Origin of the sequence: Rhizobium leguminosarum bv. viciae (assembly GCF_012276115.1) — a bacterium.
GTDB lineage: Bacteria > Pseudomonadota > Alphaproteobacteria > Rhizobiales > Rhizobiaceae > Rhizobium > Rhizobium leguminosarum_T.
Genome location: NZ_WIEU01000001.1, coordinates 164904 through 183252, shown reverse-complemented (window position 1 = coordinate 183252; position 18349 = coordinate 164904). Strand labels below are relative to the sequence as shown.

The window sequence follows — 18349 nt, the reverse complement described above, 5'->3', positions numbered from 1 at the left end:
GATTGGCGCCCGAGAGCCTTGATCCCAGGGGAAATTTATCGATGACGGAACGATATTCTCCGGAGCCCTCGAAGGCAGATCACCGAGAGCTCCTGAAGACCGGGCCGGCCATCATTGCCGCGATCGGCCTGGCGATGCTCGCAGGCTGTGCGACGAGACCATCGCCGGATGTATTGAAGCCAGTTCATCTGACGACTCATGCCGAAAAGACCCCGGTCAGCGTGAAGGTGCTCGTAGCGACCAACAGAAGCCCCGATAGCATACGGGGCGGGTTCGGCAGCGCATGGGCCGATAATCTCACCTATGAGCAGTATGGGTTTTCGGTCCCTCCCGACCGAAAGGACACCGCGATCACCTATCCGACCGCGAGGCCGGATACCGAACGGCAATTTGCCGTCGTCGGGCGCAAGCAGCTTGCAAAGGACGCCTTCGTGCAGGCAGCGGTCGGCTCCATTCAGTCCGACGGCACCATCGGCATCTTCGTGCATGGCTACAACTACAGTTACCAGGAGGCGCTGTTTCGCACCGCGCAGATTGCCGCGGACGCCAACATTCCGGGTTCTCCGGTTCTGTTTTCGTGGCCTTCGGCCGCTGCCGTCGCCGGTTATGTCGCCGACCGCGATGCGGCTCTCTCCTCGCGCAGCGACCTCGACTCGCTTGTCGCCGCGCTCTCGGCTTCCGGAAAGGTGAAACGCATCATCCTTTTCGGACATAGCATGGGCGGATTCCTGGTGATGGAAACGGTGCGCCAGCTCAAACTACAGCATCGCGACGACGTCATCGGCAAACTGGCGGTGATCTTGGCCGCCCCTGACATTGATGTCGATGTTTTCCGGTCCCAGCTGAAGGATATCGGGCGGATGCCAATCCCGATTTCTCTTCTCGTTTCGAAGGACGACCGGGCGCTGGTGGCCTCGAGCTTCATAGCGGGAGAGCGGGCGCGTGTCGGACGCCTGGATATCGACGATCCCGTCATCAGGGAGGCTGCCTTGAAGGAAAGGCTTCGGGTCATCGACATCACGTCGATCCAGGCATCCGACGGGCTGGGGCATGACCGCTACGCATCGCTCGCCAAGTTCGGAGCGCAACTTGCCTCCTTCGAAAACGGAAGGCGTTCGACCGCCGGAGATGTTGGCGCCTATGTCTTCGATGCCGCCGGCGCCGCAGTCGCAAGTCCGTTTCGCCTGGCGGGACGTGTCGTCGGCTCGCAACGACCAAACTGAGGTCAGGGCGGTGGTGGCTAATCCTCAGGCATCACCAAGAGATGTGCATAATGTGACTATTAAATTGTCACATGCACAAATGGAGAGCAGACTTCCACCTGTGGTCAAATTGACCTCGAGGATATGGGAGGGCATTCATGAGCATAAAAAATCCATCTCCCTCGTTGTACAACGAGGATCTCGCACCTGCCGAGGAGCGCAAATGGGGTGCATTCAGCATCTTTAACGTCTGGACATCAGACGTCCACAGCCTGTGGGGCTATTATCTGGCGGCGAGCCTGTTCCTGTTGTGCGGCAGCTTCGTCAATTTCGTCATCGCCATCGGCATCGGATCTCTAGTCATCTTCTGCCTGATGAGCCTGGTCGGCAATGCGGGCGTGCGCACCGGCGTCCCCTTTCCTGTTCTGGCGCGCGCCTCCTTCGGCACGTTCGGGGCGAATGTTCCAGCACTGGTCCGGGCGGTGGTTGCCTGCTTCTGGTACGGGGCGCAGACCGCTGCCGCATCCGGCGCGATCGTCGCTTTGCTGATCCGCAATGACAGCCTGCTTGCCTTTCATCAAAACAGTCACATGCTCGGCCACTCGACCCTCGAGCTTATCTGCTACGTTGTCGTCTGGGCGCTGCAGCTGCTGATCATTCAGCGCGGGATGGAAACGGTTCGCAAATTCCAGGATTGGGCCGGACCCGCCGTCTGGATCATGATGCTGGTGCTCGCGGTCTATCTGGTCGTCAAGTCAGGCACCTTCTCCTTCGGGTCCGAAATCCCGCGCGACGTGCTGATCGAAAAGACCAAGGATGCAGGCGTGCCGGGCGAGCCCGGTTCGATCGCAGCCCTTGCTGCCGTAGCCGCCACCTGGATCACCTATTTCGCAGCGCTCTACCTGAATTTCTGCGATTTCTCGCGCTACGCAACGAATGAAAAGGCGCTGAGGAAAGGCAACCTCTGGGGACTGCCGATTAATCTCCTGGCGTTCTGCCTCGTCGCAGGTGTGACGACCACCGCCGCCTTCACCGTCTACGGAGAGGTGCTGCTGCATCCGGAACAGATATCGGCGAAATTCGACAGCTGGTTCCTGGCGCTGCTTGCGGCGCTGACATTCGCGATCGCAACGCTCGGCATCAACGTCGTGGCAAACTTCGTGTCGCCGGCCTTCGACTTCGCCAATGTCTTCCCGCGGCAGATCAACTTCAAACGCGGCGGATATATCGCCGCCCTGATCGCTCTCGTGCTTTACCCGTTTGCCCCGTGGGAGACGGGTGCTGCGCATTTCGTTAATTTCATCGGATCGACGATGGGGCCGATCTTCGGCATCATGATGGTGGACTACTATCTCATAAGGAAGAGCCAGCTGAACGTCGAAGCGCTCTACCATGAGAATGGCGAGTTCCGCTTCCAGAACGGATGGCACGGCAATGCCTTCATCGCATTTGCGGTGGGGGCGCTGTTTTCCTCGATCCTGCCGACCTTCACCACGATCCTGCCGGACTGGTGGGGCACTTACGGCTGGTTCTTCGGCGTCGCCATCGGCGGAGCGATCTATTTCGTGTTGAGAATGGGCGCGCGGCACAATCCGGCCTTCGCATCCTGACCGAATGAAAGGCGCACGGCAATCGCCGGGCGCCTTTTTATCTCGGGGTTTCCTGTCGGCGCCCGTTTCAGCGGCGAGCGGCAACCGGATGGACGATATTTCCACGACACATGACGCTGCCCGGCGCCTGGCCAGATGAAGGCGGCTGGTCAAACCCGGCACCGACGCAGTGATGCATGTTTTACGAAATAGCATTATGCTCGGCTGAGCGCCTGACCGGCGAAGGGATTGGCCCCGCGGATATATGATCCCGTGCGGCCATGGAGAGGATAGCTGGATTTGGAACGGCTGAAGGATCTGAACGGTATTTCCGCGCTGGCAGACGGGGGCTCCACATCGCCTCCCTATGAACGGCCCGGCGTCGTGGCCGCCGCCGTTTATCAGCAGGGGCAACGCATTCGCGACATCAGGATAGAAGAGGCCGGCGAATGGCGAAGCCGGGAGAATGCCATCGTCTGGATCGGTCTGCATGAGCCGGATGAAGTGCTGCTGCACCAGGTTCAGGCCGAGTTCAATCTCCATGCCCTGGCGATCGAGGATGCAGCACAGCCTCACCAGCGCCCGAAGCTGGAAATTTATGGGGACGCGATGTTCATCGTCGCCCGGACCGCCCATATGAAGGATGACGAAATCGTCTTCGGCGAAACGCACTTGTTCGTCGGTCGCGGTTATGTCGTTTCCGTCCGCCACGGGGACTCGTCCTCCTATCTGGCGGTGCGGCAGCGATGCGAGGCCACGCCGGCAGCACTTGCCCACGGCGAGAATTATATTCTCTATTCGATCCTCGATTTCATCGTCGACAACTACATGCCTGTCATCGAAGTCGTGCAGGAGGAGGTCGAGAAGCTCGAGGATCTGGTGCTGCGCGAACAGCTGGAAAAGTCCGACATCGAGCGGCTTTACCTGTTGCGGCGCAAGCTGCTGCGGCTGCGAAACGCCGTGGTGCCGCTCGTCGACGTCTGTCGGCGGTACGAGCACATCGATCTTCCCGGCATGGATCCGACCCTCCAATCGCTGTTTCGCGACGTGACCGATCACGTGCGCCGGGTTCAGGAAGATATCGATGCGTTGCGCGAGGTCCTTGCCTTCGCTTTCGAAGCCAGCGTGATGATCGGCCAGACGGAGCAGACGGCAATCGCACGCAAGCTCGCCGCCTGGGCGGCAATCCTCGCCGTTCCCACCGCGATCGCCGGTATCTACGGGATGAACTTCAACGAGATGCCGGAATTGAAATTCCGGTATGGCTATTTCTTCGTGCTCGGTGTCATCGCGTTCTTGTGCCTGTTCCTCTTCACTTTCTTCCGTCGGAAGAAGTGGCTCTAAATATGTGATGTAGGGGCGGGGTATCCGGTAGGCGGACATTCAGCTTGCCGAAGGCGCGTCAGCACAGGGCTTTGAGCAGCCGATCCCCATGGCTTCGAACATAGTCCATATCGCTCAAATACAGTCGGGCGTCTCCGGCAACCACGTCCTCCACGAATGTCTCATCTCCGGCGGCCGCACTTGCCAGCATGAAATCGACGAGCGCCTGCAGCCGCTGGCAGATCATCTCGGGGAGCTGGAGCCGGTCTTCCATCGTCGCGCCATATGCCGTGCAAAAGATTTCCGCCCGGCGTAGCTGATCGTCGAGGTCGAAGGTCACATGATTGGCAGGATCGGAGAGCGGCGCCCAGCGGTAAACCGAATAGGCCAGATCCCACAGGCGCGGCGCGGGATGGGCGGTGTCGAAATCGATGATCCCGACAGCGTCATGGTCTGCCGTCACGACATTGTAGGGCGCATAATCGCCGTGGCATACGATCTCGCACGGTTCCCGCGGCGGCAGCATCCATGTCTGGATCTGGCGATCCGTTTCGAGAAACCCTTGAGATGCGGAATGAAAATCGCGCAGAAGCCTGGCTGCGGAAAGCAGCATGCGTTCCGATCCGACAAATTGGTCGCCCAGGTCTTCGCAGACGCGCCCGGTGACATAACCGACGACTTCCTGGGCTCCTGTTATTTCAATGGGATCCGGCGCTCCCGGAAAGCCTCTGTTCCTGAGATGGCGCAAAAACCGGTGCACTGTCGGCGTCCATGCGCCGGAAGGCCGTACGACGGTATCGCCGTCCTGCCAGATCTGCCCGGTTCGTCCGCCCTCCAACAGTTTCACGTTCCGGCCTCCAGACGTTCCTTATGCGAATTCAGTTTTTCGATATGGGCCTGAACCGTGGCGCCAAGGTTTGTCTCATGGCACTGCCGATAGAATGCCACCGTGTCGGAGGCCATTCCGTCGGGGATGGGGACGAAGTCTTCAAGCCGCAGACCGCTTGAGCTGCCGAGTTGCGGATCGGCCAGCTGGCTCTTGCTCAAACTGCCGACGCGATCGGCCAGGGCTTGGAAATAGGCGAGGTTGCCATCCACCGCCGAAGGAAAGTGCGTCCGGCCATGCGCCGGGATGACCAGTCTTGCATTGAGGTCACGTATCCGCTCGAGCGAGGAGCGGATCAGGCGCAGGTCGCCTGCACTTTTGCTCCAGACTTCGGGGATGGGATATTCCACCGCGTCAACGGCCAGGCAAATGCGAAGTTCGGGAATCCATACGGCGATATGATCGGGCGTGTGCCCCGGCGTATGAATGAGTTCCAGGGTTAGATCGCCGCCGTTGAGGGTCATCGAGCCGGAGAAGGTGATATCGGGACCGATGAGGTTGACGTTTTGAAACCTCGACTCCTGGCTCGCCTTGTCCCTCAGGACTTCCCGTGCGGAAGGGTCGCGTAAACGGTCGAGCGCGGCTGCATGCGCGATAATCGGAGCGCGCCCGGCAATGGCGGCATTCCCCCAGAAATGATCCCAATCCATGTGCGAATTGATGACGATCAGCGGACGGGAGTTCGTCTGTCCCTCGAGCAGGTCCAGCGCCGCCATGCAGAGTTCGGGCGTGCCGAGCGTATCGATCAGGACATTGAACCTTTCGGTCCGGACAAACACGGCATCAACCTCGTCCCCCGCCCTGACGATTACGATTCGATCATCGAGTTCGGGATATGAACACAATTCCACCGATGGGTTCACGTCTGCTCGCCTTTATCGCAATCGCAGTGATTTCATTCGGATACATCAAGTCTCGTTCGGGCGCCTGATCTTTCAGAACGGTGCGGGGCGGCGACGGGGCCTCCATCGCCAAATGGGTCATCGTCCGAGAAAGCGCAAGACTATTCAATTATGTCGCGAACCTTCAAGGTCCGTCTGCGCGGTTCAAGGCTTTTGACGCGCGTATCGAGCGCGTTCCATCGGTCCCGCGCCGGTACGGTCGGCGATGTCTGGCGCAACCTGAATTGAAACTTTCGGTGGAACAACCGCGGCCAACGGAAGTTTGCCTTCAAACCAAACTCGAGCGGCGGCCGATGTCATTCTCTCCAAACCAGGGTGTGTTGAGCACCCCACCCCGGATTTATTATGTCAATCCACTCCTTCTTCAGGGTATCGACGCGTGGCGCGAGGTTTTCGACCATGCTGCGGATACCGGTTTCGATCGTGTGCTGACGGCACCGCTCTTCGATCGGGGCGGCGCGCGCAGTATCTTTGCCTTCCAGGATCTGAATCGTCTCGATCCTCAATTGTCGCTCGGAAGCGCAGTCGAGGATGGGGTGGCACGCCTGGCGGAGGCCGCCCGCAAGAGCGGCGTCGCTCTGATGATGGATCTGATGCTCGACGGCAAGGCCCGGGATACCAAGGCAGGCTTTCGCCCTGTCGACCCGAGACGCTCACCATTGGATCCGGTGGAACCGATGACTGCGATGGAGGCGGAGTCTCAATCCCGGCTGTTGGAAGAATGGACCGAACGGCTTCGACAATTGGCCGGTCTAGGCCTCTCTGGCTATCGTGCGCTCGGGATCGATCGCATTGCGCCGGCGGCTTTCAAATCGCTGATTTCCGCGGTGCGCGAGAAGGCGGACGCGCAATTCCTCGCCTGGACGCCCGGCACTGATTTCGGGGTGAGGGAGGCGGTCAAGAATACAGGCTTCGATGGATGTTTCTCATCGATGGCCTGGTGGGATTTTGACGAGAGATGGTTCATCGAAGAACACCGCGTCCAGAAGCAGCTTGGCTGGCAGATCGCTTTTCCCGAGCCGCCATTCGCCAGGCGGGTCGCGCACGGAACCGAGAGTCGCGAAATCCTCGAACGGCGGGCCATAAGGGCGCTGCGCCTTGCCGCCTCGCTGGGCGGCGGCCTGATGGTTCCGATGGGCTTCGAATATGGCGCCGCCACGCCGCTCGATCCGACCCATGGGAATGGAACGGGCTTGCGGGGGCTGCGCCATGATCTCGCGTTCGATATCTCCTCCGAAATTCGCCTTGCAAACACGGAGATCCGCAAGGCTCGCCATGTGGCTGCATCATCGCTTCGGCTCATCCGCAATGCCAACGGACCGGTCTCAGCGCTGCTGCAATCGGCGGCGGAAGACCTTCGCAGCGCCGAAAATGTGCGGTTCATCCTGCTCAACAGGGACCTTCGGAAAAGTGCGCCGGCTCCAGTGACCGCACTGCGCGAAGCGGCTTCCGGTTTTCTTCCGGTCGCAGCCGATGGTACGGCTCTGCGGTTGCGGGCAGGGGAGACCCTGGTGGTCGAATGCAAGGCGCCGGCGCCGATCACATCCCAGCCGATCCTCGACGTCGAGCAGGCGACGGCATCGCCGCGGCTCGCCACTGAAAACATCATGCCGCGGGTCGATGACGGGCGTTTTCCCGTCAAGCGGGTGGTCGGCGACATCCTCACCGTCGAGGCGGATATATTCGCCGATGGCCACGACCCGATCGCCGCGGTCCTGCTCTGGCGGCCGCTCGATGCGGCGGACTGGAACGAGACGGAGATGCAACTGGTCGAAAACGACCGCTGGCGTGCCGAATTCCTGCTGGAACGCACCGGACGTTATGAATTTGCCGTCGAGGCATGGAAGAACCCGTTTGCGATCTTTCGCTACGAACTGACGAAGAAGAACGATGCCAGGCTGGACCTGAAGCTCGAACTCCAGGAGGGGTTGAACCTGGTTCGCTCGGCTGAGACGCATGCAGGTGCCGCGCTCGGCGCCGAATTGAAGGCCCTCGTCAGCAGTCTCGAAAGCGCCTCGGATGCCGAGCGCACGTCGATCCTGCTCGACGCCCGAACATCGGAATTGATGAACAAGGCGGACAGGCGGCCGTTTCGGCTTCGCTCGACGGCAAGCGCCGTCGATGCCGAACGCAAGGAGGCTGCCTTTGCCAGCTGGTACCAGATCTTTCCGCGCTCGCAGAGCGGCGATCCGGACCGGCACGGCACCTTTGACGACGTCATCCCGAGATTGTCCGCCATCCGTGACATGGGCTTCGACGTGCTCTATTTCCCGCCGATTCATCCGATCGGCTCGACCAACCGGAAGGGCCGCAACAACAGCCTGAAAGCGGGGCCGGGCGACCCCGGAAGTCCCTATGCCATCGGCTCCGAGGAGGGCGGCCATGATGCCATCCATCCCGAACTCGGCGAGTTCGAGGATTTCCGCCGGCTGGTGGAGGAGGCGGGGCGGCACGGCCTGGAGATTGCTCTCGACCTCGCGATCCAGGCGTCGCCGGATCACCCCTGGCTGAAGGAGCATCCCGGGTGGTTCGACTGGCGTCCCGACGGCACGATCAAATATGCCGAAAACCCGCCGAAGAAATACGAGGACATCGTCAACGTCGATTTCTACACGAAAGACGCGCTGCCTTCATTATGGGTGGAGGTCAGGGATGTCGTCCAGCTTTGGGTGGACCAGGGCGTCAAGCTGTTTCGCGTCGACAACCCGCACACAAAGCCCTTTCCGTTCTGGGAATGGCTGATCGGCGATATCAGGGCCCGTCATCCCGATGTCGTCTTCCTGTCGGAAGCCTTCACCAAGCCGAAGGTCATGTACCGGCTGGCAAAGATCGGCTTCTCCCAGTCCTACACCTACTTCACCTGGCGCAATGCCAAGTGGGAGCTCGAGCAATATATGCGGGAGCTGACGGAGACGGCGCCGAAGGAATTCTTCCGCCCGCATTTCTTCGTCAACACCCATGATATCAATCCGGATTTCCTGCAGAACGCGCCGCGCCCGGCCTTCCTGATCCGCGCAGCACTTGCCGCCACCCTGTCGGGATTGTGGGGCGTTTATAACGGTTTCGAACTTTGCGAGGGGCGCCCCGATGCCAAGCGCAAAGAATATGCCGACAGCGAGAAATACGAAATCCGCGCCTGGGACTACGACCGGCCGGGTAATATCATCGCCGAAATCAGGACGCTCAATCGCATCCGGAACGAAAACACCGCGCTGCATTCGCATCTCGGGCTGACGCTGCTGAATGCGCGAAATGACAATATCCTGTTCTTCGAGAAGGCGAGCCGTGCCCGCGACAATGTCCTGCTCATCGCCATCAGCCTCGACCCCCACAATTTCCAGCAGAGCGACGTCGAGCTGCCGCTCTGGCACTGGTCGCTCGGGGACGGCGGCACGCTGGATGCTGAAGATCTGATCGGCCGGCATCGTTTCAAGTGGACCGGCAAATGGCAGAGCATCAGTCTGAATCCTGAGGTCCTGCCCTATGCGATCTGGCGTATTCGCTCAAGGGAGGCATGAATGGACACGATGAATGCAGATAGCGTGCCGCAGCCGCTCTGGTACAAGGATGCGATCATCTACCAGCTGCACATCAAGTCGTTCTACGACGCCAATGGCGACGGGGTCGGCGACTTTGCCGGCCTGCACCAGAAGCTCGATCACATCGCAGCCCTAGGCGTCAATGCCATTTGGCTTTTACCTTTCTTTCCCTCTCCGCGCCGAGACGATGGCTACGACATCGCCGACTATGGCAGTGTCAGCTCCGATTACGGAACGGTGGAGGACTTCCGGGCTTTCGTCGACGCCGCCCACCAGCGCAATATCCGCGTCATCATCGAACTCGTCATCAATCACACCTCCGATCAGCATCCCTGGTTCCAGCGCGCGCGCCAGGCGCCGGCGGGATCGCCAGAGCGCGACTTCTACGTCTGGTCCGATACCGATCAGAAATTTCCGGAAACGCGGATCATTTTCATCGATACGGAAAAATCCAACTGGACATGGGACGCGGTCGCCGGCGCCTATTACTGGCACCGCTTCTATTCCCATCAGCCCGACCTCAATTTCGATAGCCCCCTTGTCATGGAGGAATTGCTGAGGGTGATGCGCTTCTGGCTGGAAACCGGCATCGACGGTTTTCGTCTCGACGCGATCCCCTACCTCGTCGAACGCGAGGGGACGATCAACGAAAACCTGCCGGAAACCCACGCGATCCTCAAACGCATACGTGCCGCGCTCGATGCCACCCATCCCGGCGTGATGCTGCTTGCCGAGGCCAATCAATGGCCGGAGGACACACGCGAATATTTCGGAGAGGGTGACGAATGCCACATGGCCTTCCACTTCCCGCTGATGCCGCGCATGTATATGGCCATCGCCAAGGAGGATCGGTTTCCGATCACCGATATCCTGCGCCAGACGCCGGAAATTCCCGATAACTGCCAATGGGCGATCTTCCTTCGCAACCACGACGAGCTGACGCTCGAAATGGTGACCGACGCCGAGCGGGATTATCTCTGGGAGACCTATGCGTCCGACAAACGTGCCCGCATCAATCTCGGCATAAGGCGGCGCTTAGCGCCGTTGATGGAGCGCGACCGCCGGCGGATCGAGCTGATGAACGCGCTTCTTCTCTCGATGCCGGGAACGCCGGTGATCTATTATGGCGACGAGATCGGCATGGGCGACAATATCTATCTCGGCGACCGGGACGGGGTGAGGACGCCGATGCAATGGTCTCCGGACCGCAATGGCGGCTTCTCCAGGACCGACCCGGCGCGCCTCGTCCTGCCGCCGATTGCCGACCCGCTCTACGGTTTCGAGGCCGTCAACGTCGAGGCGCAGAGCACGGATGCCCATTCGCTGCTCAACTGGACGCGCAAGATGCTGGCGCTGCGCGGCAGGCATCCGGCTTTCGGGCGTGGCTCGCTGCGGTTCCTCTCGCCGGAGAACCGCAAGATCCTCGCTTATCTCCGGGAATATGACGGCGAGACGCTGATGTGTGTCGCAAACCTCTCGCGGCTGCCCCAGGCCGTCGAACTCGACCTTTCGAATTTCGAGGGCCGCGTGCCGATCGAATTGACCGGCATGTCGCCCTTTCCGCCGATCGGCCAGTTAACCTATCTCCTGACATTGCCGCCTTACGGCTTCTTCTGGTTCCAGCTGGCGGCCGATGCCGACCCGCCGGCATGGCGCACGGCCCCCCCCGAACAGCTTCCCGATCTGGTGACCATGGTCATCCGTCGCGGCCTGCTCGATCTTGTCGATGAACCCGCGCATGCGCGCGTCCTCAGCACCGAAATCCTGCCTGCCTATCTCGCGAAGCGGCGGTGGTTCGGCGCGAAGGATCAGGCGCTTCAGACAGCACGCCTGATCTCCGCAACGCCGATCCCGTTTGCCGATGGCATCGTTCTCGGCGAATTGGAAGCCGTGCTGCCGAACCACAGCGAATCCTACCAGCTGCCGCTGACGGTCGCCTGGGACGATGCGCAACCGTCCGTGCTGACCCAGCAGCTGGCGCTCGGACGGATTCGCCAGGGCCGGCGCGTCGGCTTCCTGACGGACGGATTTGCTGTGGAAGCGATGGCGCGCGGCATCCTGCGTGGGCTTGCCGACCGCTCGCGCATCACCGGCCGTACCGGCACCCTCGAATTTCTGGGTACGGAGCGGCTCGACCGCCTCGCCGTCACCGACGATCTCCCAGTCCACTGGCTCTCGGCCGAGCAGTCCAATAGCTCGCTGATCGTCGGCGACCTCGCGATGATTAAGCTGATCAGGCACATCTTCCCGGGTATACACCCGGAGGTCGAGATGACCCGCTTTCTCACCCGCGCCGGCTATGAGCACACCGCACCCTTGCTCGGCGAGGTCGCGCATACCGATTCCGGCGGACGCCGTTCGACCTTGATCATCGTCCAGGGCGCGATCCGTAACCAGGGCGACGCCTGGAACTGGATGTTGAACAATCTGCGCCGCGGGGCAGACGAATTGGTGCTGAACGACCCGGCCGTCCAACCCGGCGACGACGTCTTCCAGCCATTGATCAGCTTTGTCGCGATGGTCGGGCTCCGGCTCGGCGAACTGCATGTCGTGCTTGCCGGGGAGACCGGGGACGAGGCCTTCAGCCCTGTTGTTGCCGGCGACAGCGAGGTCGAAGCGATGAAGAAGGCCGTTGCCGGCGAGGTTGCCTATGCCATGTCGAAGCTTGACGAACACGAGCAGAATGCCGATCCCATAATCGACCTGCTTGCGGCACCGCTTCTCGAGCGCCGCTCCGAACTCGTCGAGCTCGCCGCGACGCTGGCGGAAAGCGCCCGCCATACGCTGATGACGCGCACGCATGGCGATTTCCATCTTGGCCAGATCCTCGTCAGCGAGGGCGATGCCGTCATCATCGACTTCGAAGGCGAGCCTGCGAAAAATCTGACCGAGCGCCGCGCCAAGACGAATCCGCTGCGCGATGTCGCCGGGCTTTTGAGATCGCTGAGCTACCTCGTGGCCACCGCCCAGCTCGATAACGACGCGGTCATCGAACATGAGAACGAAGTCCGGCGCGAGGCGATCGCCCGCTTCGGGCGCCATGCCGAGGAGGCCTTTCTCGATGCCTATTCGCGAGCCGTCTCCGTATCGAAGGAGCTTGACATCCCACCCGATCAAAGACGGAGGGTTCTCGATGCCTTTCTTCTCGAAAAGGCCGCCTACGAGATCGCCTATGAAGCCCGCAACAGGCCGAAATGGCTGCCGATCCCGCTATCCGGCTTTACCGAAATCGTATCGCGTCTGGCGGGGGTCAAGGCATGAATGTTGAGCGCTCGGAACTCCTGGCGGGCATCGGACAGGATGCGCTATGGGCCTTGATCGAGGGGCGCCATGGCGATCCCTTTTCGATCCTCGGCCCCCACGAAAGCGGCGGCATGACGATCGTGCGGGTATATCTGCCTGGCGCGGAAGCGGTCGATCTCATCGAGGCGACGAGCGGTCGGGTGGTGGCGCCGTTCAGCATCGCCCACCCGTCCGGCCTGTTTGCAGCGGCCGCCGCCTCGAGGACAGGATACCGGCTGCGGATCACATGGCCGGATGCAATTCAGATCACCGAGGACCCCTACAGTTTCGGCCTGCTGCTCGGAGAGCTCGACCTCCATCTGATATCGGAGGGCACCCACTACAGTCTCAGCCGGACGCTCGGCGCAATGGCGATGTCGATCGACGATATATCAGGCGTTCGTTTCGCCGTCTGGGCCCCGAATGCGCGCCGCGTCTCGGTTGTCGGCGACTTCAACGCCTGGGATGGGCGGCGAAATCCGATGCGGCTGAGACAGTCGGCGGGCGTCTGGGAGCTGTTTATCCCGCGGCTGGCACCCGGCGAAAGATACAAGTTTGAGATCGTCGATGCTGAGGGGACCTGCCTGCCGCAGAAGGCCGATCCGGTGGCGAGGGCGAGCGAGGCCGCTCCGTCCACCGCCTCCATCGTCGCATCGTCGACGCCGTTTCGATGGACCGATGACGGCTGGACGAAGGGCCGGTCCCGGCAAGACAGGCTGGAGGGCGCGTTCTCCGTCTATGAGGTGCACGCCGGCTCCTGGCTTCGCGATCAAAAGGACGGCAACAGGTCGCTCGACTGGGTCGAACTCAGCCAGCGGCTGGTTCCCTATGTCAGCGACATGGGCTTTACCCATATCGAACTGCTGCCGATCATGGAGCATCCGTTCGGCGGCTCCTGGGGCTATCAGCCGCTCGGCCTGTTTGCGCCCACCGGCCGATATGGGACGCCTGAGGATTTCGCCTATTTCGTCGACCGGTGCCATGGCGCCGGGCTCGGCGTCATTCTCGACTGGGTGCCGGCCCACTTTCCCACCGACGTCTGGGGGCTTGCCCGCTTCGACGGCAGCGCGCTCTACGAGCACGAAGATCCGCGCGAAGGCTTTCACCGCGACTGGAACACGCTGATCTACAATCTTGGCCGCAACGAGGTGAAAGGGTTCCTGATCGCCAGCGCGCTGGAATGGCTGGAGCGCTACCATATCGACGGTTTGCGGGTCGATGCCGTTGCCTCGATGCTCTACCGCGACTACAGCCGCAATGAGGGCGAATGGATTCCCAACCAATATGGCGGTCGCGAGAATCTGGAAGCGGTCGAATTCTTCAAGCACCTGAACAGCATCATTCATGAGCGCTGCCCGCACGCGATGACGATCGCCGAAGAATCCACTGCCTGGCCAGGCGTAACAAAGCCACCGGAGCAAGGGGGGCTGGGCTTCGACATCAAATGGAACATGGGCTGGATGCATGACAGCCTGAGCTACATCGAGAAGGATCCGGTGTACCGGAGTTATCACCACGGCACGATGACCTTCGGCATGATCTATGCCTATTCCGAGCGCTTCATTCTGCCGATTTCACATGACGAGGTCGTCTACGGAAAGGGCTCGCTGCTGACGAAAATGCCGGGCGACGAATGGCAGAAATTCGCCAATCTGCGCAGCTATCTCGCGTTCATGTGGGGCCATCCCGGCAAGAAGCTCTTGTTCATGGGGAGCGAAGTCGCCCAGCCTGGCGAATGGAACCATGACGGGTCGGTGACCTGGGATGTGCTGGACCGGCCTCAGCATGTGGGGATCCAGCGGCTGGTGAAGGATCTGAACGGCCTTTACGGGGACGAGCCGGCATTGCAGTTCGGCGACTTTCATCCCGAGGGTTTCGAATGGGCGGCAGCCGACGACGCCGTCAATTCCGTCCTCGGAATGCTCCGTTATGCGCCCGATCGCGCTTCGTCGGTGCTGGTCATGTCGAACTTCACGCCGGTGCCGCGTTACGGTTACAGGATCGGTGTGCCCAGCGACGGTGTATGGATCGAGCGGATGACGACGGATGCGCGGGAATATGGCGGCTCGGGCCTGGTCAACGGCGCGGTGTCGACTGAACCCGTGCCCGCCCACGGCAGGTCCGTCTCCCTGTCGCTGACGCTGCCGCCGCTGTCGACGATCTTTCTGCAAGGGCCGTCGCCATAAGGCTTTAGAGCCTTTTCATTCGGTGTGCGGAGCCGGATGAATGAAAGGCCAAGGGCTCGCCTCGGATCCCTTCTCGATGGGAACCTCGATGAGAACAGGTTCGTCGAGAGATAGGGCTTTGTCGATCGCATCTTTCAATTCGCCAGGGCTCGTCACCTTGAATGCTCGAATGCCGAAGCTCTCGCCAAGCGCGACAAAGTCGGGATTGGTGAGCTCCGAGCCAAGATAACGGCCTTCATACGCCTGCTTCTGGTCACGCAGTACATTGCCATAGGCCGAATTGTTGAAGACGATGGCGATGACATTGATCTTATGCTGGACGGCGGTAGCAAGTTCCTGAACCCCGAACATGAAGCCACCATCGCCGGAAACAGAAATAACGGCCTTGTCGGGATTGGCGACTTTCACGCCCAAGGCCGTGTTGAAGCCGAAACCCAGATTGTCCTGATAACCGCATGTGACGTACTGACGAGGGGCATAGACCGGGAATGCAAATCGGGCGGTAAAGCCCATCTGGCAGATTTCCTCGACGAAGAAGCCGTCCCTTGGCAGGGCTTGGCGAATGGCATCGAGATAGGCGAACTGCGGCTGCACTGCCGAGAAGCGAGACTTGGCCTCTTCGTTGCGTTCCGCAAATTCGCGTGTGCGATCTTCACGGCCCAGCCCGGCAAGCGCATCAACGAGGGCCTGTGTTCCGGCCTTGGCATCCGAAACGATGCCGACATCAGGCTTGAGCCGGACCATTTCGGTCGGATCGATATCGATGCGGACTACCTTGAGCCCCCTGGGCAGCCACTTCCATCGCATGAACTGCAATTCCAGCCGGCTGCCGATCCCGATCAGGACGTCCGTCTTGCGCCAATATTCATAGGCCGCGACGAAATTCAGGTAGTTGGGGTGATCGTCGGCGACGATGCCCTTGCCGGAGCGATGGGACGTGACGGGCGACTGCAGCAATTCCGCAAGAGCAGCGATTTCCGCTCCAGCATCCACCGCGCCGCCACCAACCATGATCATCGGGTTGCTGGCACCTGATATCAGTGCCGCCGCGGCAGCGACCTGATCAGGGTTGACGGCCGGATGAGGTGCTCTCGTGCCGACCGGCAGATCGGTTTCTGGGCCGAATTGCCCGAACACGTCCCATGGCGCTTCGACCGCTCCTGGACCCTGGCGGCCGGAGAGCATTTTGGCGACGACCCCGGCCGTGACAGGACCGGTTTCGGATTGGTGATTGATCCGCTCCGCCGTTTTCGTAATTCCGCGCATCGTCGCGAGCTGATCCGGCAGTTCGTGCAACTGTCCTCTGCCTTGACCGATCAAATGGGACATGATGTTGCCGGTGATGCACAGCACCGGGGTATTGGCGCCGTAAGCGGTGCAGAGAGCTGCGCCGGAATTGAGGACGCCTGGGCCCGGAACGACGGTATAGGCGCCGATCTGGCCGGTGGACTTGGCATAGCCATAGGCCATGTAACCGGCGCCCTGCTCGTGCCTGGTGTGAATGAACCGAATTTTGTCACCGGCACCGTAGAGGGCATCGTTAAAATCATACATGTGGGCGCCCGGGATGCCGAATACGGTGTCGATCCCATGAGCGACGAGTGAACGGGTCATCGCCTGACCGGTCGTTTCTTTCCCGCTCATTTCAGGCAGCCTTCGGCCCGGAGCGCCGCGACGATGACGCCGGCATCGGCCGGCTGCATGCCTGCAAGGTTCAGACGTCCGGAGTCGGCCATGTAGATGCCGTGTTTGGCGCGCAGGGCCGCGGCCGTTTCCCTAGACATGGAAAGATTGGAGAACAGGCCGCGTTGACGGCTGATGAAGGCGAGATCCGGCGCGGCGGCGGCGAGCGCCGCACGATTGCTGTTGACACGCTCGCACATCTCCTCGAGCTCAGCGCGCCACATGGCTGATATCTCTTCGCTTTCGAGAATGGTCCTGACGACCGCGGCTCCATGATCGGGCGGCATGGACCAGTTCACTCGAGCAAGTGCCGCCATGTTACTTTCGGCCTTACTGAGGGCATCCCCATTGCGGGCCATGACATAGAGCGCGCCGACACGCTCGCGATAAAGACCGAAATTCTTGTCGCAGGAATAGGCGATCAGCGCCTCATCGACCGCCTCGAGGATCAAGCGCGTTGGCGCGGCGTCCTGTTCGAGGTCGTCGCCGAGGCCTTGATAGGCGAGATCGATGAACGGTACCAGCCGATGCGCAACAAGAATCTCGGTAATCTGTCGCCACTGTTCCATGGTGAAATCGATGCCGGTCGGGTTGTGGCAGCAACCGTGAAGCAGCACGACGTCGCCTTCCCGAGCGGAAGACAAGGCGGCGACCACGCTTTCGAATTTCACCTGCTGCGACATCAGGTCAACGAAAGCGTACTCCTTTACCGGCAAGCGCGCTGAGCTGAGGATCGGCGCATGATTTGGCCAGCTTGGCGTCCCGAGCAGAACCTTTGCTGACGGATTTGCCGCTTGGATGAGCTCAGCGCCGAGACGCAGGGCGCCGCTTCCACCGGGTGTCTGAATACCGACAAGGCGTTGAGCAAACGTCGGCGATTTTCCGAAGATGATGGGCTGCAGGAGGCGCACGAATTGCAGGTCACCTTCCGGGCCAAGATATTTCTTGCTGTCCTGGGTCTCCAGGAGAAGCTGCTCCGCTGCCTTTACAGCACGCATCACCGGCGTGCGTCCCATGGAGTCACGATAAACCCCAACCCCCAGGTCGATTTTCCCGGGGCGATCGTCGGCCTGGAAGGCCTTGATGAGTGCAAGCAGGCTGTCGGCTGGCCGACTGTTCAGTTCGTCAAACACAAGTCCACCTCGTTTCCGTAATTCTGGCTCGCAGACTAGCTGAACTTTCGCGACGAATTTCTGCGATTATCTCCCTGTAACGGCGCATCTATGCAGACAATCAGCGCGATATGGCTATAATGTGCAGAAATTCACCGCATGAGGAGAGTGAACCATGCTTGACCCGTTCGATATCAAATTGCTTGCCGCTCTCCAGCAAAACAGTGAGCAGACGCAGAGCGAACTCTCTCTGAAGGTCAATCTCTCCGCGACCCAGTGCGCACGCCGTTTGGAAAGGCTGCGTAACGAGCAATATATCCAGAGTGTCGTCGCCATCCTCAATCCCGTGAAGCTGGGTTTCACTGTCGTCGCTCATACGCTCGTCAGCCTCAGAGCGCATACGGAAGGTGGAAACGAGCAGCTTCATCGTTTCATCGAGACCGCGCCGGAGATCCTGGAATGCTATTCGCAGACCGGTGACGCCGACTTTCTGATGAAAGTCATGACGCGCGACCTCGAACATCTCAGCCAATTTCTCGAAAGAATGATCCGGGTCACTGACAATCTGGCATCGGTGAAGTCAAGCATCGTCCTCAAGACACTGAAAAAGACGACCGCTTTGCCGTTGCAGATCGTGAAGTGAGA

Annotated in this window: 11 protein-coding genes; 7 read left to right on the top strand and 4 right to left on the bottom strand. The window is 60.6% G+C overall.

The window, feature by feature from the left end:
- The first annotated feature begins 134 nt into the window (after nt 1-134).
- The 3 genes from GFM02_RS00880 to corA all read left to right on the top strand — a co-directional run bounded on the left by GFM02_RS00880 (nt 135) and on the right by corA (nt 4135).
- A complete protein-coding gene (locus GFM02_RS00880; RefSeq protein WP_246792035.1) occupies nt 135-1223 on the top strand; it encodes an alpha/beta hydrolase in 1089 nt (362 codons plus the stop codon).
- Between the two features lie 137 nt (nt 1224-1360).
- Nucleotides 1361-2812, top strand: coding sequence for an NCS1 family nucleobase:cation symporter-1 (locus GFM02_RS00875; RefSeq protein ID WP_168320477.1), 1452 nt, complete (start codon nt 1361-1363; stop codon nt 2810-2812).
- A 279-nt stretch (nt 2813-3091) separates the two neighbouring features.
- The gene (gene corA / locus GFM02_RS00870; protein ID WP_168320476.1) at nt 3092-4135 is read left to right on the top strand and encodes a magnesium/cobalt transporter CorA; all 1044 of its coding nucleotides are present in this window, start codon (nt 3092-3094) and stop codon (nt 4133-4135) included.
- A 58-nt stretch (nt 4136-4193) separates the two neighbouring features.
- On the opposite strand, the gene GFM02_RS00865 is transcribed toward corA, so the two are convergent.
- Entirely contained in the window at nt 4194-4961 is a 768-nt protein-coding gene (locus GFM02_RS00865; protein ID WP_168320475.1) for a phosphotransferase enzyme family protein, read from the bottom strand.
- On the bottom strand, nt 4958-5863 hold the full coding sequence (locus tag GFM02_RS00860; protein ID WP_168320474.1) for an MBL fold metallo-hydrolase: 906 nt from the start codon (nt 5861-5863) through the stop codon (nt 4958-4960). Before GFM02_RS00860 ends, GFM02_RS00865 begins: the two co-directional genes overlap by 4 nt.
- A gap of 332 nt (nt 5864-6195) precedes the next feature.
- Here GFM02_RS00860 and GFM02_RS00855 point away from each other — a divergent pair, with 332 nt between their 5' ends.
- From GFM02_RS00855 to glgB, 3 genes are read left to right on the top strand one after another with little or no spacing between them, the layout of a single operon-like run.
- Nucleotides 6196-9420 (top strand): alpha-1,4-glucan--maltose-1-phosphate maltosyltransferase, encoded by a 3225-nt coding sequence (locus tag GFM02_RS00855; protein ID WP_168320473.1) that lies wholly within the window; start codon nt 6196-6198, stop codon nt 9418-9420.
- Nucleotides 9421-12702, top strand: coding sequence for a maltose alpha-D-glucosyltransferase (treS, locus tag GFM02_RS00850; protein WP_168320472.1), 3282 nt, complete (start codon nt 9421-9423; stop codon nt 12700-12702). It begins immediately after the preceding gene.
- Complete coding sequence (gene glgB, locus GFM02_RS00845; RefSeq protein WP_168320471.1) at nt 12699-14909, top strand: 1,4-alpha-glucan branching protein GlgB; 2211 nt, start codon at nt 12699-12701, stop codon at nt 14907-14909. Before treS ends, glgB begins: the two co-directional genes overlap by 4 nt.
- 15 nt (nt 14910-14924) lie before the next feature.
- On the opposite strand, the gene GFM02_RS00840 is transcribed toward glgB, so the two are convergent.
- A complete protein-coding gene (locus GFM02_RS00840; protein ID WP_168320470.1) occupies nt 14925-16553 on the bottom strand; it encodes a thiamine pyrophosphate-dependent enzyme in 1629 nt (542 codons plus the stop codon).
- Nucleotides 16550-17725, bottom strand: a complete 1176-nt coding sequence (locus GFM02_RS00835; protein WP_168320469.1) for an aromatic amino acid transaminase — start codon at nt 17723-17725, stop codon at nt 16550-16552. The genes GFM02_RS00840 and GFM02_RS00835 overlap by 4 nt, the downstream gene beginning before the upstream one ends.
- Nucleotides 17726-17879: 154 nt before the next feature.
- On the opposite strand from GFM02_RS00835, the gene GFM02_RS00830 reads away from it, so the two are divergent.
- Nucleotides 17880-18347: an Lrp/AsnC family transcriptional regulator gene (locus GFM02_RS00830; RefSeq protein ID WP_168320468.1), complete on the top strand. Its 468-nt coding sequence runs from the start codon at nt 17880-17882 to the stop codon at nt 18345-18347.
- The last annotated feature ends 2 nt before the right edge of the window (nt 18348-18349 follow it).

Coding starts and splice junctions, on each gene's coding strand:
- GFM02_RS00880 (WP_246792035.1), top strand. CDS start 135: ATGCTCGCAGGCTGTGCGACGAGACCATCGCCGGATGTATTGAAGCCA.
- GFM02_RS00875 (WP_168320477.1), top strand. CDS start 1,361: ATGAGCATAAAAAATCCATCTCCCTCGTTGTACAACGAGGATCTCGCA.
- GFM02_RS00855 (WP_168320473.1), top strand. CDS start 6,196: ATGTCATTCTCTCCAAACCAGGGTGTGTTGAGCACCCCACCCCGGATT.
- treS (WP_168320472.1), top strand. CDS start 9,421: ATGGACACGATGAATGCAGATAGCGTGCCGCAGCCGCTCTGGTACAAG.
- glgB (WP_168320471.1), top strand. CDS start 12,699: ATGAATGTTGAGCGCTCGGAACTCCTGGCGGGCATCGGACAGGATGCG.
- GFM02_RS00840 (WP_168320470.1), bottom strand. CDS start 16,553: ATGAGCGGGAAAGAAACGACCGGTCAGGCGATGACCCGTTCACTCGTC.
- GFM02_RS00830 (WP_168320468.1), top strand. CDS start 17,880: ATGCTTGACCCGTTCGATATCAAATTGCTTGCCGCTCTCCAGCAAAAC.